The following is a 13,606-nucleotide window of genomic DNA, read 5'->3' as shown; positions in this document are numbered from 1 at the left end:
CACCATGTCACGTAAGCGGAGGCATGCCAGATCGAAAAGCGCGATGCGTTTTTTCCAAAAGGATCATAACTGCCTGCTTCCGGTCGAGATTATAGGTCTCGGCATTCGAAATTTCACGAACAAGTTCGCTCCAGAAACGCGACCACCGATCGGCTTCACGCAACTGACCCGAATCTGCATAGCGTCGAGCTTCGTCTGCAATCCGGCCCATGAGGTAATCACGGAACAGTTCATATTGAACTTCTGCCTCACGCCCATTCAGAACACCTGAAAGCGTTTGAGCTTTTGGAAGATCAAACGCCTGCCCCTGCAATATGGCATCAACGGCATTCGATATTTCAAGGCCTCCATGGGCCACGAGAAGCAGCGCCTTGCGCACGCTGCCTTCAGAGCCAGTCAGAAGCGATTGTGTGATGCCGTCGGCATCAAGCCCGACGCTAGGTCCAATGTGCTCCAATGCATCTGTAAGCGCATCATCTCCGAGAGGCTTAAACTGGATGCTCTGGCAGCGTGAACGGATGGTTGGCAGAAGCCGTCCCGACGAATGCGATATCAGAATGAACATCGCGCGTGCCGGTGGCTCCTCCAGAGTTTTGAGAAGCGCATTCGCAGCATTACGGTTCATATCATCGGCAGGATCAACAATGACAATTCGCCATGCGCCGTCCGATGCCGTGCGGGTCAGAAAATGAGTGACGCGACGAATTTCCTCTACAGGAATACCAGTCCTGAACTTGCCGGTTTTCTGATCGAAGGGCCGATTAATATGCAACACGGCCGGATGCATACCACCTGCGATCTGTCGCCAGAGTGGTTTGCTGAAATCAGGCATTCCGATCGTTTCAGGTGCAAAGGTCTGATCTCCAAACGCAAGCATGTGGCCTGCGAGATGAAAGGCCAGTGTCGCCTTGCCAACACCCTGAGCACCCTCAAAAAGCAGCGCATGATGCATACGACCTTCACGATAGGCCTGTGCCAGGAAAGCTACTACTTCGCCATGACCGGTGAGATAATCACTGGCAGATGGTTCAGCTACGCCTTCAATGGAATCATGGGCTTTTGGGACATCAAGTTCTTCGATCACAGAAGTCCCTTTTTCTTCAAAATTTCGTCTGCAATGGCTACGATATCGGCTGATATCTCATCCTGTGAACGGTCGGCGTTGACCACCTTACAGCGATCGGGCTCGGCATTCGCAATTTCAAGAAACGCCTGACGCCGGGCTTCGTGCACCGCAATGGCTTCTTTCTCGAAACGATCGGCAATGTCAGTCCCTCGACGCTTCACTGCGCGAGAAAGACCTTTTTCTGCAGGAATATCAAGAATGATCGTAAGATCTGGCATTGCACCATCGATAGCAATACGTTCGATAGCAGCCATATAAGTGGCATTGAGATTTCCTGTCACGCCCTGATAGGCACGGCTCGAATCGATGAAACGGTCACAAAGCACAACGCGACCTTCAGATAATGCCGGACGGATCAGCTGATCGACATGATCAGCTCGAGCAGCAGCGAAAAGCAGCGCTTCCATTGCAGGACCGTAACTTTCGGCATTACCACTCAGAATCACGTGACGAACTGCTTCAGCACCCGCAGAACCACCGGGTTCACGCGTGATCAGCGGATCAAAACCAAGGCTACGCAGATGCTCCGCCAGCAAGGCAATCTGGGTTGATTTACCCGCACCTTCCCCACCCTCGAATGTAATAAACAATCCGGTCACACTGGCTTCCGCAAAATTGAGTTCAGCTTAAAACAAGCTCTCTATTGTTTATCGGCGTTTGCGCGTGAGGTCGAGGAGGGTTTAGAGATATTTCCTTAGCCAACCCGTGGAAAGCTCCAGCGCTGCGCCCATTGCTCGCTGTGAGAGAGTGCCAACCGAAACCGATTGAGCCGTATAGAGCGGCATTTGCTGTACTACATTCCCATTGAGTTCGAACCGCAAAGTTCCAACTTGCGTGTCTGTCTCGATGGGAGCGTTTAACGGCCCCTCGTAGGAAATACGTGCTTTGAGCTTGTCGCGCCCTTCCTTTGGAAGCAGCAGTTCAACATCGTCTTTGACTTTCAGAGAAACGCTGGAGGCGGAGCCGCCGAAAACCTGCGCAGTGCCGATCTCTTCGTTAGCCGAATAAATACTTATAGTATCGAATGAAGTCATCCCCCATTGGATAAGTTTCTTTGCTTCTTCCTCGCGTTCTTTGATGCTGGTCAAACCACTCATTGCAAGAAACAGCCTGCGTCCGTTCTGTTCTGCAGAGGCGACCAAAGCATAACCGGATGCTTCAGTGTAGCCCGTTCCCATGCCGTCTGCGCCAATATCAAGCCGCAAAAGCGGGTTGCGATTGCGCTGCATGATGTTGTTCCAAGTGAATGCCGGCTGGGCATAATAGACGTAACGTTCGGGATGAGCGCTATGAATATGGCGCGCGAGTTTTATGAGATCGGACAGCGTTACCGTTTGTCCTTCGGCGGGCAGTCCGGTCGCGTTCACGAAATTCGAGCCGATGAGGCCCAAATCTTTCGCACGCTCATTCATCTTTTGCGCGAAAGCAGCTTCGCTGCCAGACAGCCCTTCAGCGAGAATGATGGCACCGTCATTTGCAGCCTGCACAATCATGCCTTGCAGCAGATCAGCAACCGTTGGCGTCGACTTGATCTTAGCAAACATCGTTGACGTGCCAGAAGGTGCACCGCCGGTGCGCCACGCATACTCAGTGACAGGGTAGCTGGTTTCGAGCGTCGTCTGGCCTTTTTCAAGTGCTTCAAAGACAACTTCAGCCGTCATCAACTTGGCAAGCGACGCGGGTGGCACTTTCATGTCCGGATTTTTGGACAAAAGGACGGTGCCGCTCTTATCGTCCAGTAACAGGACTTGGGGAGCCTTCGTAGCGAATGCAGCTTGCACAGTCTGCGCATATCCCGGCACGGTCATTGAAGCCGCAACGGAAAATGCTGCCGCAAGCCTTACGCTATTTGAAGAACGCCCCATGATTCACCCGTCCGCTTAGAGCGATTCCAGTTAATATTGAATCGTGGAAACCGCTCTATCTATCTGTTTTAAAGCACTATCTTACGCAAAACCGCTCCACACTTTTGCTGGAAATGCTTTAAACTTCCGACGAGCCTATGCAGCCTTTCCGGCCAAAATCAGTCGGCACGAACAACAAAGGCGTCTGTTGCTCCGACTTTCCACGCCGCACGAAGCAAATCGTCGTTATTGCCCTTTTCGGCAAATGCCGTCAGCTCATAAACGTCGCCCTGCTCCGTAGGTATCTTGGTGCGTGTCACACGTGCAGTGCGCGGCAGAGATTTTTCCAGCTTCGTCACATCGTCCAGCGAGTTAAAAACACCGATCTCGACATATTCACGCTGTTCTTCTGCATTTCTACGCTTCCAGGCGTCCGAAACCGCACTTGCGGTCAAAATGCTGCCATAGGTGCGTTCTTCGGCGAAGGCAGAGGCTGCCATACGGTCGGAAGCATAACCAAGTCCGCCAATACGAGCCGCAGTCGCAACGCCGAAACTGCCAGCTGGTCGCTGTGAAGGAACCGGAACGTTTGCAGGGAGCAACGGTGTCTCGCCATCGCCATAAGCCGGATTGACCTCAAATGGAGAAGACGGTGGAACCGGCATCGCCGCAATTCCGGCTGGTGTCGGCGTTGGCGCATTCATGGCCATCATTACGCCGGTCGCCGGCTGTCCAATCGGATCCCCATTTCCTGGACGATAGGATGCCATCAGATACGCATCGTCCTGTCCATCAAGAGGCGCACGCCCTACATATTCAACCTTCACATCGGCCGTGCCGTGATGCTGATAATCCAGCAACTCAGCAGCCTTCTGCGATAGATCAATCACGCGATCACGCTCGAATGGTCCACGATCATTCACTCGAACGATAATTGAACTGCCGTTGTAAGTGTTGGTGACACGCGCATAACTTGGCAGCGGCATCGTTGGATGCGCTGCCGTCAGATGCGTCATGTCATAGATTTCGCCATTGGCGGTCAACCGACCGTGGAAAGCACTGCCATACCAGGAAGCACGACCCGTTGAGGCGTAATTCTTGTTTTCTTTTGGATAATACCAGCGGCCCTTGACCTGATAAGGTTTACCGACCTGATCGCGGCCACCACCACGTGGCAATGGCTTGCCTTGAAGGTTGGTGACACGTGGGCTGGCTTTCACACCATATTTGGATTCGGCAAAATATTCTTTGGGGTGCTTTTTCTTCGACGATTTCGGCTGCGGGGCGCTTGCGCAACCCGCCAAAACCACAGCCAGCGCCATGAATGTCAACATAGCAGTCGATCCGCGCTTTTGACGCATCATCGATAGATCTGCATTCTTAGCACGGTTTCGCCACCCGTTTGAACTCATACGCCACACGCCCGCAATACACTAACTATGACCGTAAGGCCGATCGTATCTTTTAGAAATTAGTGATGTCACTGAATTATTGACGGATCATTAAAGTTTTTGCAAATCCCCTGAAATGAGTCGAACCGAAGCAGTTGCGAACATAATCATTATGGGAACCAATTTCCTGCCAGATCGTTGAAATTACAACATGAAGGAGAGACAATATGTTCCGTGCACTAATCCTTTGGCTTCTCGGCGTACCATTCATCGCTGTTCTGTTTATCTGGTACTTTTTCTTCTGATGATGGAACGATTGGGCTCCTCGCCCGTTTCATCTATGGCTCTTATGACCTCCGAGCCAGTCACCTAACGTCATGAATTGGGCCCGTTCTTTAAAGAGCGGGCCATTTTTTATCAGAATGAGAATGGCCTGTAAGCGTTGACCGCTTCACGATGCAAGCGAAAGTGAGCTGGGGTCCAGGTTGAAAGTTCACCGTCTGTGTTTACTGGCCTTGGCTTCTTGGTGCGAATGATAACTTCAGTCGTGGGAAATGCACGAACGTCGTCCCACTTTGACTGTGTTCCCTGACGCAAACTGGGTAACAGACGCAACAATTTCCACCAATGGTCAACTTCGAGGCTATAAAAGTCGAGCTTGCCGTCGTCTATGGCTGCATCTTTTTCGACGGCCATGCCGCCGCCGTAAAACTTGCCATTTCCGACCGAAACTTGCAGCGTCTTTATCTGCTCTGTAATGCCATCATGTTCGAGATAGGCAGTGAACAACTCTGAACGCATCAGAATACGGCCAGCCGCAATGGCGTAGCCGAGTTTACCCCACTTTTTCTTGGCCTCAGCACTCAGTTTCTGCGCGAGTTCAGCACTAAAGCCGATGCTCGCCACATTGAAATAGAGGTGGCCATTCACTTCACCAAGATCGATGGGATGCTGTTCATAAGTGAGCAGCTGCCGCGTGGCTTCTGTGGGGTCGGCGGGAATGCCGATTGTGCGAGCAAAGTCGTTCGCCGTGCCAAGCGGCAATATGGCAAGCGGCACCTTCGTTTCGACGAGGCCAGGTGCGGCTGCGTTCAATGTACCGTCGCCGCCACCGACAATCACCAAATCGACTTCGCTATTGGAACGGATGACATCAGAAATGGTTTCATCCCCCTTCGCAGTCTTCTCAATGAGAGAAATGCCGCCGCGCTCAAGTATCCCGCGCATGTCGGCATTGAACCCTTTGCCGTTGCGGGCTTTTGGATTGACGATCAGTAATGCTCGGCGCTTGGAAGATGTGGCCATAGGTACCTGTTGGAAATTTCGGTTTAAATATTGAGTACCGCAAATGGCGACGGATTTACGGATATCAATGGGAACCGCGATGAAATCTTCTTACGCCTATTAATGATTGGAACCGATAAAGATAAGATTGCGGCGCTAGTATTCCAACAGCACTGGCGTGCTGACCTGCGTCTTGCTAGGATAGGTTATACTGGGCGGGTATGATGTAATGGTAGCCTGCTAGCTTCCCAAGCTGAATGCGCGGGTTCGATTCCCGCTACCCGCTCCATTTATTTTCATGCTGTTATAGACGGAGAACACCATGGCGCGACTGAAATTAGCTCTCGGCACTCTCTCCCTGCTTCTCATCACCACCAGTTCACAAGCAGCACTTGCTCCGAACTATCAACGTGCAAAAGAGCTAACCGCTGTCATTGAGGCCGCCGCAGCCGCGCTTCCGCAGTATCCGATAAGCAAAGTGATCTATCAGAAGGAAGATCAATATCAGATCATTGCCGGACCTTGTTCTCTCAGAGCGAATATTGTCCCCAAACCGATGAAAAATGGAACGGTTGGACCTCGCCAGTTTGAGGTGAAACTCGGTCAATCTCGCTGTCGCTAGATAGGTTTGCGCAGATTAAAAATTAGCGACTGCTTGCATTTTCCCACATTTCTGGCTTCATGAGTTTGTTGAACTTAAAACTCATATTTGGAGAAACTGATGGCAGAACCAAGCTCGCTCAATAAATATCAACCCTATGCTATTGGCATCCTACGTATCGTGACAGCGCTGCTCTATTTTGAGCACGGGACACAGAAAGCGTTCAGCTTCCCAATCGCGGGCCCTGACAGCCTGTCTGCTATTCAGCTTGCATCGGCGCTTCTGGAAATTGTTGGCGGCGCGTTGATTTTCCTGGGCTGGTTCACACGTCCCGTCGCCTTTATTCTTTCAGGCCATATGGCCTTTGCATATTTCATGGCACACTTCCCAAAGAGCTTCTTCCCTGTCGCCAATGGCGGCGATGCAGCCATTCTTTTCTGCTTCGTATTCCTGACACTGGTAGCGACCGGTGCTGGCGCATTTTCGGTCGATAATCGTAACCGTTGATCGAAATCATTTCCTGAAACCGATCAATCTGACAGGTTCAGATCACATACAGTTTTCTTGTATGTGATCTGAACAATGCGGATGATCAAAAAATGAAAATACTCTTGATCGCCCTGGCCATATTGGCCTTCCTCGTGTTTGGCTGCTTTTTGCAGACACACTTTGGCTCGTGGCAATAAGAGTCTTTGGCGAAGCACCACCTTGATATGTGCGTTTCAGGCCTTACCTAGAAACTATATCAATCGAAGGGAGTTCTTCATGCGCACCATGCTCGCAGCCATTCTTCTCACAGCAACTTCTGCCGGCGCTTTCGCCGCAGCTCCAGAGGGTGCAAAGCTCTCTGAAATCATTGCCAAGATCGAACAGACCGCCGATGTGCAATACATCGATGAAGTCGATTGGAATGATCGCGGCTATTATGAAATCGAATATTTCATGAAGAATGGCGCGAAGGTCGAAATCAAAATCGATCCTAAGACCGGCGAATCCGTCAAGTAACAGCGAATCTCATTTAAGCGGCACACACTTTGGGGTGCCGCTTTTGCTTAAATTCAGTACCAGATGATCATTTACCCGTGACCTGAGGGAGCGGATTTCAGGTGTTTTCCACAAATGCAGACCTAAATTAGAATTATCCGAACTTTTTTATGGTCTTAAGCGTAGAAACGATTGACGCTGCTCCACTTCCCTAATACATGAGCAGCGTTCCTGATTGAAAAACATCAGAACAATGCGCGGGTGTAGCTCAGTTGGTTAGAGTGCCGGCCTGTCACGCCGGAGGTCGCGGGTTCGAGCCCCGTCACTCGCGCCATTCTTCTCTCAAGAGAAGAATGTTTGGAAACGAAGTTTCGTTTATTATTAGCCATATAGATTAATTAGATAATGTGAACGTGAAGCTTCCGATTCGTGCGTTCCCGTTGGCTCATGTTCGCAAAAATGGCGGGCCTTTCGACCCGCCAACGTATCAAATGTCGAATTATTCTTGCGTGATATTCAGCATAGGGATTGAACCGTTCGGCAGCATGGTCGTCGGTAGCTGGCCATTCCACCGCTCAGCTTGCGTTAGAGACACCAGACCTGGATTGTCCCGCAATGCATCACCGCGTGCTTTGATAGCCTGCGCCTCTGCGTCACCCTTCAAGCGAATTGCTTCTGCATCGGCCTGTGCTTGCAAACGTACGGAATCAGCCTGTGCTTGAGCATCGGCACGCCGTGCATCTGCCTGCGCATTGGCCTGCGTAACGGTGATTTCTGCCTGTACTTTTTCACGCTCAGCATTCTGGCGAAGGCGCTGAACTTCCACTTCGGCCAGCATACGCTGCTCAATGCTTGCTTCATATGCATCAGAAAAATCGATGTTTTCGATCTGTACGCTGTCGATAATGACTGGGCCGCTCACACTCTTCTGGATCGCATCTGCGATTTCCTGATTAAGCCGACCACGTTCCTGGATAGCCGTCATGGCAGCAAAGCGACCAAAAACCGTTTTACTTTCTTCAAATACGCGACGCTCCACCAGACGAGATAAGAGCCCATCTTCGCCGCCATAGGTGGCATAGACTTCTTCCACACGATCTGGCGGAATACGGTAATTTACCGAAAGGTTCATCGTGGCAGGCTGCTGATCCCGGCTATAAGCTTCCATACCGTTATAAATTGCGGCCTTGGACTGCACAGAAACCCGGACTACGGAGTCGATCAAGGGAATCTTGAAGCCAAGTCCCGGCTGGGCAACGCCAGCAACTGCTCCATAACGGAGAATAACGCCGCGTTCACCTTCATCGACAGTATACCAGGACCCTAGAATGACACTCAAAATGGCTAAGCCAATAAAACCGGCAATAGCTGTTGGAATATGACGCATATCATCTCCTCATACGCTTAATTAATAGATGCTCAATAAGCGCAAAAGTCAGATATTAAAAACGAAACAAAGCTGAATAGTCGAGTATCGACAATTATTTTGATCTATTTAGATTTACTCTCATTCTGGTGGATATTGAGGTATCCGAATATTCGCACAGCCCTCATAGCGCATCCCGATGGATGATCGCAGGTTTATTGTTAATCTCGCACATACTATGTGATTTTCAGCTTATTTCACTTTTATATTCAGGCCATTATACGGGATTGTCTAATATAACTTTGACTAGTCACGAGGAACGAACAATGAAAGCATACCTTCTTGCCATCACTGTTGTAATGGCCGCTGCTTCACCTTCGCTCGCTTGCACAGCTGAAGAAGTAAGTGCAAAGGCAACAGAGTTTGCCACGAAGATGCAGGAACTCGCTGCCAAGGATCCACAGAAAGCGTCCGAAGTAGCACAGAAGCTTTCCGGTGCGCAGTCGCAGCTCACAACAGATCCTGAAAGCGCCTGCAAGGTCTATGACGATATTCTCGCTGACCTGAAATAATTTTTTAGATGGCGGCGTTCGCAATTCGAGCGCCGCTACCAATATATCTTGTATCAATGATTAGAAGGTCAGCTGCACATCGAGCGCCTTTTCGCACTCGGTAAGATCAGCACCCAGTTTGGTCAGAGCGGAATCATATTCCGGCTCTTGAGTGCTGTCGCTTTTGATGTAACCCGCAATGATCTTCACAATATTCTGAAGCGAACTGGCTGCTGTATCGCACATCTTATACGCCTCATATGCGCCAGCATCGGAGCTATTCTTCGCAATTTCCTGCCATTCATACTGTGCTTTGGCAACAGGTACCTGCACCTTCTCTTCCATCGCAATGCCGAGCGCCTTCGAACGCCCGTCAGAATTCTCACCCAGTTCGATATAGGTAAACAACCCTTCAACTACGGATTTCCTGAGTTGAAGTGAATCCGTCTTTGCATCCGCAAGTGCAGGAGAAACCATCAGAATAGCAATCGCACTGGCTATGGCTACCTTGCCGAAAGAATGCACATTTAGCTCCTGTATAAACTTCGTGCCTTCTTTAAGCACATTCAAACCAAGGCAGGAACCCGTTTTGCGCATACCCGCCTCGCCTGACAGTCAGCGGTCAAATGCCGACTTCAAGTGCAGCTGGCATTTATTGATAGATTTTAGCCAATCTTTCTAGCGCGAGACTGGCCAAAAAGTCCTGAAATCAAAAGTGCGATGCCCACGCCCATGAGCCCATAACCCAAAGCGCCTGAACCGATTTCAGATTGATTAGCCGAAGCTATTGCTGCCGCTGCGTCGAATGCGCCTGATCCGCTTGCCTTTGCATCCATCATGGCAACAACGCCTGGCTCATTGCATGTTGGCATCAGTGTTTGTTGCGCCTCGGCACTGTCTTTGTAGAGATTTTTGACATTCTGCTCACAACGCATCTGATCAGCCGAAGAAACCCCTGACGCGCTAAACTGGAGATAAAAGCCACCAATTAAGAATATTACTCCTGCAACAGCCATCATAGCTGGAGCTTTAACTGCACTTTTCTGAGCCATATCACCTTGTCCTGTATAATTTCTGCGTAATAGATCGTGAGTCTTGTAACGAGACAAGGCGGCTGCCCTCGTCATTAACGATAAACAACGTAGGACACTTAAATAGCACCTATAAATAGCTGGAATTGTCGTGATTCTTCACGAATAGCGCGGCTTCTACTGTAGCGCGCAAAATCGCGTGGCAGCGAGCGCAAGATCGCGTGGCAACACTTTTCCGATGTCAAAGAACTGAGTTAAGCGCTCGTTAAAGGGGCTTTACTTCCCTCCCAAAAATATCAGCTCTCGCACAGCCTAACCTTTGCCGCCAGCGCAACGCATCATCTGAAAACTTTTCTCAAAACTGGTATTTGGGCTGCGCCGTAAGCAACTACGAAAGTGAGGACCACTGTCGCAACCGAAAGCAGGGATATTGTTTTTACCGCTCCCATCGGCGGTAGAACTATCGGCATCCACTTCTGTAAGTTCTCTAAAATCATTGGATGAAGAACATAAACGCCTAGTGTAATTGCACTTAAGCTCACTAGCAGCGATGTTGCCTTCACTGGAAGTCGGACAAAGATCGAGAAGATGCAGATTGACATCCAAATGACCGATGGGCTGAGATAATTATAGAGATAGAGGCCAATTCCCCCCGGCCCGAAATGTTCCACCAGTACCCATGTACCTATGACCGTTACGAGATATGAAATCACAAAGCCTGGAAGAGCTATTGTAAGCGAAAGTGGCGACCGGCTGAGTGGTCCGCCAATGATGTAGTATCCGATGAACGGTATGAACCAAGTAAATGCAGTCATCCTGCGATCTGTAATCGCCCATGCTGCCATAGCTATTGTCAGACAAATCAAACCAGTGATCATCGCCTGTCGATCACCAACGGCTTTCGTGTAAGAGGCGAATGCAGGCGTTAAGAGATAAAGTCCGCCAATCAAAAAGAGAAAATAGAGGTGGTAATAGGGTTGCCCGGCAAGCAATCTCGTAGCCATATCATTAAGATCATAAATACCCGCATAAGCAAAAAATGCTGCGCTCCAAAAAATAATGACCAACGAGAGCCTTGTTAAACGTCGAGCGAGAAAGCCACGGTAGTGGATGTTCTTCGACGTTACATTCAAGGCACCGCTTAAAAGGACAAATACGGGAACACACCAACGAACAGCAGAATCGACAGCGTTCGCGAAATGCCACTGATAAGAAGGTACGCTTCCATACTGATATAAATAGCCTGCTGAAACATGCAGTATGATCACCGCGCAACATGCAAGTAGACGAGCTAAATCAAACTGTGCGTTGCGATTCATTTTTTCAGCCTTTTTGTTTTTCGATCTAATGACACGCCTAGCCTGCATATCAACTGGCTGCAACAAGATCACTCTTTCGCTGCTGGAGATATTCCAATTCCGTTCTTGTAAGCAATTCACGGTCGCGCAAAGTCAGGTCGCCAACGGCTTTTTGTCCAGTCAGGTCAGGCCAGTATTCGCCAGCACCAAGCCGCCAAAGGTGGCGCATAGGCAGGCTGTTCACGACGTTGCTATGTGGCGGATAAACCTCAATCGCGACGACATCCTTCCCGAAGTACTGATTCTTCAGTTCCTGCAGTTCGTCCCATGTGATCGCACCATCATGCTCAACCGAAAGCAGACCGCGCAGATCGTCCAGCAAAACGCCCACAACCGCCGTCATGACTGCACCTGTACCGACGGCCAGACAATGGCATCTGCAACGGCGCGGGCTGCAGCTTCATGCTCTGCCACATCGATGTCGCGTTTGGCACCAAGGCGGATGCTTTCAATCATCGCGCCGATCTGTTGCCACTGACCGAAGGCCGCTAGTACGATATTGGCAACCTCAACCAAGGTATCAGCTGTGATGCCGACTTCCGATGACAAGATCGGATAGTCTAAGGGTTGCGGGTTAGTTGCGGCTTTAAACGCCTGTGCTTCCGCGATCTTCTGTTGGTAGGTCATCGCCTGACCTGCACCCGGCGTAATGTACTTCAGGCGCTCAAGTTCGGCTGCTTTGTCGACTTCGCCTTTCAATGTCTGTCGGAGTGCAGATAAAGCGAGTTCGTGCAACTCACCACCAGCGAGGAGAGCAGTGATTTCCTCTCCAAGTGCTTTTGGGACGTCGAGATGTGTCCCGTCGTAGGCGGCAACCTCCGTGATCTGCGGCAGCGCGAGGGCCAAACGTGTCAAGTCATCAACCGCGATAGCTATTTTCATTTAGATATTCCCCAATAAGGTGGCGGCAAACGAATACTGCATAGTACCCGTAGGGGTCTGCATGGTCGCCCCACTGGACTGCCTCACTGCCAGTCTGATTTTATCCCCGATCGCACATTGTTCGAGCGTGCTGACAGATAAAACACGGCCTCTTGAGTTGCTGGATGATTCAGCAACTGGTGTGTCGTTCTTGCAGATGAAAAGCATCGTGATGTTGTCTACGCTCTCCATGTAGAAATTCGCTGTGATCGAATAGACACCCGCTTTACTGACTGTGTATTCGCCCGTCGCAACGCTATAACCTGTTGTGGTATCGAAGATTTTGTTTGTCGGTCTAACGAATGTTAGGACGCCTGTAGCAAGTGCGACGCCGCCGGTGATGGTGTCCGCTTTGAAGCCAACAATTTGTGACAACAAACGAGGTGTGGTCAAAAGTACCCAACCGTTCAACTGCTGACTATAGACAAGCATTGCAGGCGCACCCTGCATCATATCACCAAACCTTATGAGCGCACCGTCGCCACCGAATACCGCCTTTGCACCCAACCCGTTCAAGTTGAATGTCGCTCCAGCGTTCGGCTTTAATGACGGAACGATAATCACCACCATGCCGTCGGATAGTAACGGTGGGGCTGGTGACAATGTGGCTGTTAATGCGCTGGCACTTCCGCCAGTAACCGAGAAATTCCACTTACCTGATTGAGCATCAACGGCGATCTTTTCGACATATACGCCGCCCACGCGTTCGAAGACCCGCCCGTCAGGCAGGCTGACACCATGCCCGTTTTTGGTCACGACAATGCGCCAGGCTGTACCTGTCCATTCAGCAATTTTTTGTGCATGCCCCGCCCAAGCGCCTGTGGCTCCCGCTGGAACAATATATGCATCACCTTGAATGGCACCGTTAGGTGGAGCGGTAGTCGTTACGGATAAGACTGGAAGCCAAGGTGTGCGATTTGCAAATCCGGGCGCGGCAATTGATTGCAATGCTTCCCAAAGTTGCTGTTGTTTGTTGGGGTCAAGAACGAGGCCCGCATTCTCAATGACTGCGCAGATTTCTTCCTGCACATCATTCAGATACTTGGCCGTCACTTCCGTTCCAGCGACACCTGCAGCAGCATTTTGCGATTGAAAGCCGCGACGGCCTCCACCAATATCAGCCGGATTATTACCGTTGACGCGATCCAT

The 13,606-nt window shown here is 50.4% G+C and carries 16 protein-coding genes and 2 tRNA genes; 6 read left to right on the top strand and 12 right to left on the bottom strand.

What is annotated here, in order from left to right; all coding sequences use genetic code 11:
• Window positions 1-7: 7 nt before the first annotated feature.
• The 5 genes from OIV19_RS06150 to OIV19_RS06130 form a co-directional block, all read right to left on the bottom strand.
• Window positions 8-1,084 (bottom strand): DNA polymerase III subunit delta', encoded by a 1,077-nt coding sequence (locus tag OIV19_RS06150; RefSeq protein WP_264231018.1) that lies wholly within the window; start codon window positions 1,082-1,084, stop codon window positions 8-10.
• Window positions 1,081-1,725, bottom strand: coding sequence for a dTMP kinase (gene tmk, locus OIV19_RS06145; protein WP_095446617.1), 645 nt, complete (start codon window positions 1,723-1,725; stop codon window positions 1,081-1,083). The genes OIV19_RS06150 and tmk overlap by 4 nt, the downstream gene beginning before the upstream one ends.
• 81 nt (window positions 1,726-1,806) lie before the next feature.
• On the bottom strand, window positions 1,807-2,934 hold the full coding sequence (locus OIV19_RS06140) for a D-alanyl-D-alanine carboxypeptidase family protein (RefSeq protein ID WP_264231150.1): 1,128 nt from the start codon (window positions 2,932-2,934) through the stop codon (window positions 1,807-1,809).
• Between the two features lie 215 nt (window positions 2,935-3,149).
• The gene (locus tag OIV19_RS06135; protein WP_264231017.1) at window positions 3,150-4,334 is read right to left on the bottom strand and encodes a septal ring lytic transglycosylase RlpA family protein; all 1,185 of its coding nucleotides are present in this window, start codon (window positions 4,332-4,334) and stop codon (window positions 3,150-3,152) included.
• Between the two features lie 444 nt (window positions 4,335-4,778).
• A complete protein-coding gene (locus OIV19_RS06130; RefSeq protein ID WP_151094915.1) occupies window positions 4,779-5,666 on the bottom strand; it encodes a lipid kinase in 888 nt (295 codons plus the stop codon).
• A 194-nt stretch (window positions 5,667-5,860) separates the two neighbouring features.
• On the opposite strand from OIV19_RS06130, the gene OIV19_RS06125 reads away from it, so the two are divergent.
• The 5 genes from OIV19_RS06125 (at window position 5,861) to OIV19_RS06105 (ending at window position 7,564) form a co-directional block, all read left to right on the top strand.
• Window positions 5,861-5,934: transfer RNA gene (locus OIV19_RS06125), tRNA-Gly, on the top strand.
• Between the two features lie 33 nt (window positions 5,935-5,967).
• Entirely contained in the window at window positions 5,968-6,267 is a 300-nt protein-coding gene (locus tag OIV19_RS06120; RefSeq protein ID WP_095446613.1) for a hypothetical protein, read from the top strand.
• 99 nt (window positions 6,268-6,366) lie between these two features.
• Window positions 6,367-6,753, top strand: coding sequence for a DoxX family protein (locus tag OIV19_RS06115; protein ID WP_095446612.1), 387 nt, complete (start codon window positions 6,367-6,369; stop codon window positions 6,751-6,753).
• Window positions 6,754-7,011: 258 nt separating this feature from the next.
• Window positions 7,012-7,251 (top strand): PepSY domain-containing protein, encoded by a 240-nt coding sequence (locus OIV19_RS06110; RefSeq protein ID WP_095446611.1) that lies wholly within the window; start codon window positions 7,012-7,014, stop codon window positions 7,249-7,251.
• A 236-nt stretch (window positions 7,252-7,487) separates the two neighbouring features.
• Window positions 7,488-7,564 (top strand) — tRNA-Asp (locus OIV19_RS06105).
• Window positions 7,565-7,729: 165 nt separating this feature from the next.
• Here OIV19_RS06105 and OIV19_RS06100 read toward each other — a convergent pair.
• On the bottom strand, window positions 7,730-8,617 hold the full coding sequence (locus OIV19_RS06100) for a prohibitin family protein (protein WP_264231016.1): 888 nt from the start codon (window positions 8,615-8,617) through the stop codon (window positions 7,730-7,732).
• A 305-nt stretch (window positions 8,618-8,922) separates the two neighbouring features.
• Between OIV19_RS06100 and OIV19_RS06095 the strand changes: the two genes are divergently transcribed.
• A complete protein-coding gene (locus OIV19_RS06095; protein WP_095446609.1) occupies window positions 8,923-9,168 on the top strand; it encodes a hypothetical protein in 246 nt (81 codons plus the stop codon).
• A gap of 60 nt (window positions 9,169-9,228) precedes the next feature.
• Here OIV19_RS06095 and OIV19_RS06090 read toward each other — a convergent pair whose 3' ends face one another.
• The 6 genes from OIV19_RS06090 to OIV19_RS06065 form a co-directional block, all read right to left on the bottom strand.
• Window positions 9,229-9,744, bottom strand: coding sequence for a hypothetical protein (locus OIV19_RS06090; RefSeq protein WP_244923296.1), 516 nt, complete (start codon window positions 9,742-9,744; stop codon window positions 9,229-9,231).
• Between the two features lie 68 nt (window positions 9,745-9,812).
• Entirely contained in the window at window positions 9,813-10,256 is a 444-nt protein-coding gene (locus tag OIV19_RS06085) for a hypothetical protein (protein WP_264231015.1), read from the bottom strand.
• A gap of 260 nt (window positions 10,257-10,516) precedes the next feature.
• Window positions 10,517-11,563: an acyltransferase family protein gene (locus OIV19_RS06080; RefSeq protein WP_264231014.1), complete on the bottom strand. Its 1,047-nt coding sequence runs from the start codon at window positions 11,561-11,563 to the stop codon at window positions 10,517-10,519.
• The gene (locus OIV19_RS06075) at window positions 11,547-11,879 is read right to left on the bottom strand and encodes a DUF7694 domain-containing protein (RefSeq protein ID WP_264231013.1); all 333 of its coding nucleotides are present in this window, start codon (window positions 11,877-11,879) and stop codon (window positions 11,547-11,549) included. The genes OIV19_RS06080 and OIV19_RS06075 overlap by 17 nt, the downstream gene beginning before the upstream one ends.
• Entirely contained in the window at window positions 11,876-12,418 is a 543-nt protein-coding gene (locus tag OIV19_RS06070) for a hypothetical protein (protein ID WP_264231012.1), read from the bottom strand. Before OIV19_RS06070 ends, OIV19_RS06075 begins: the two co-directional genes overlap by 4 nt.
• On the bottom strand, window positions 12,419-13,606 hold the full coding sequence (locus tag OIV19_RS06065; RefSeq protein ID WP_264231011.1) for a DUF2793 domain-containing protein: 1,188 nt from the start codon (window positions 13,604-13,606) through the stop codon (window positions 12,419-12,421).

Source organism: Brucella sp. HL-2 (assembly GCF_025846885.2).
GTDB classification, from domain to species: Bacteria; Pseudomonadota; Alphaproteobacteria; order Rhizobiales; family Rhizobiaceae; genus Brucella; species Brucella quorumnocens.
Note: the sequence above shows the minus strand (reverse complement) of the source record. Positions and strands in the feature narration are given on the sequence as shown.

Coding starts and splice junctions, on each gene's coding strand:
- OIV19_RS06140 (WP_264231150.1), bottom strand. CDS start 2,934: ATGACCGTGCCGGGATATGCGCAGACTGTGCAAGCTGCATTCGCTACG.
- OIV19_RS06135 (WP_264231017.1), bottom strand. CDS start 4,334: ATGATGCGTCAAAAGCGCGGATCGACTGCTATGTTGACATTCATGGCG.
- OIV19_RS06130 (WP_151094915.1), bottom strand. CDS start 5,666: ATGGCCACATCTTCCAAGCGCCGAGCATTACTGATCGTCAATCCAAAA.
- OIV19_RS06120 (WP_095446613.1), top strand. CDS start 5,968: ATGGCGCGACTGAAATTAGCTCTCGGCACTCTCTCCCTGCTTCTCATC.
- OIV19_RS06115 (WP_095446612.1), top strand. CDS start 6,367: ATGGCAGAACCAAGCTCGCTCAATAAATATCAACCCTATGCTATTGGC.
- OIV19_RS06110 (WP_095446611.1), top strand. CDS start 7,012: ATGCGCACCATGCTCGCAGCCATTCTTCTCACAGCAACTTCTGCCGGC.
- OIV19_RS06100 (WP_264231016.1), bottom strand. CDS start 8,617: ATGCGTCATATTCCAACAGCTATTGCCGGTTTTATTGGCTTAGCCATT.
- OIV19_RS06095 (WP_095446609.1), top strand. CDS start 8,923: ATGAAAGCATACCTTCTTGCCATCACTGTTGTAATGGCCGCTGCTTCA.
- OIV19_RS06090 (WP_244923296.1), bottom strand. CDS start 9,744: ATGCGCAAAACGGGTTCCTGCCTTGGTTTGAATGTGCTTAAAGAAGGC.
- OIV19_RS06075 (WP_264231013.1), bottom strand. CDS start 11,879: ATGACGGCGGTTGTGGGCGTTTTGCTGGACGATCTGCGCGGTCTGCTT.
- OIV19_RS06070 (WP_264231012.1), bottom strand. CDS start 12,418: ATGAAAATAGCTATCGCGGTTGATGACTTGACACGTTTGGCCCTCGCG.
- OIV19_RS06065 (WP_264231011.1), bottom strand. CDS start 13,606: ATGGATCGCGTCAACGGTAATAATCCGGCTGATATTGGTGGAGGCCGT.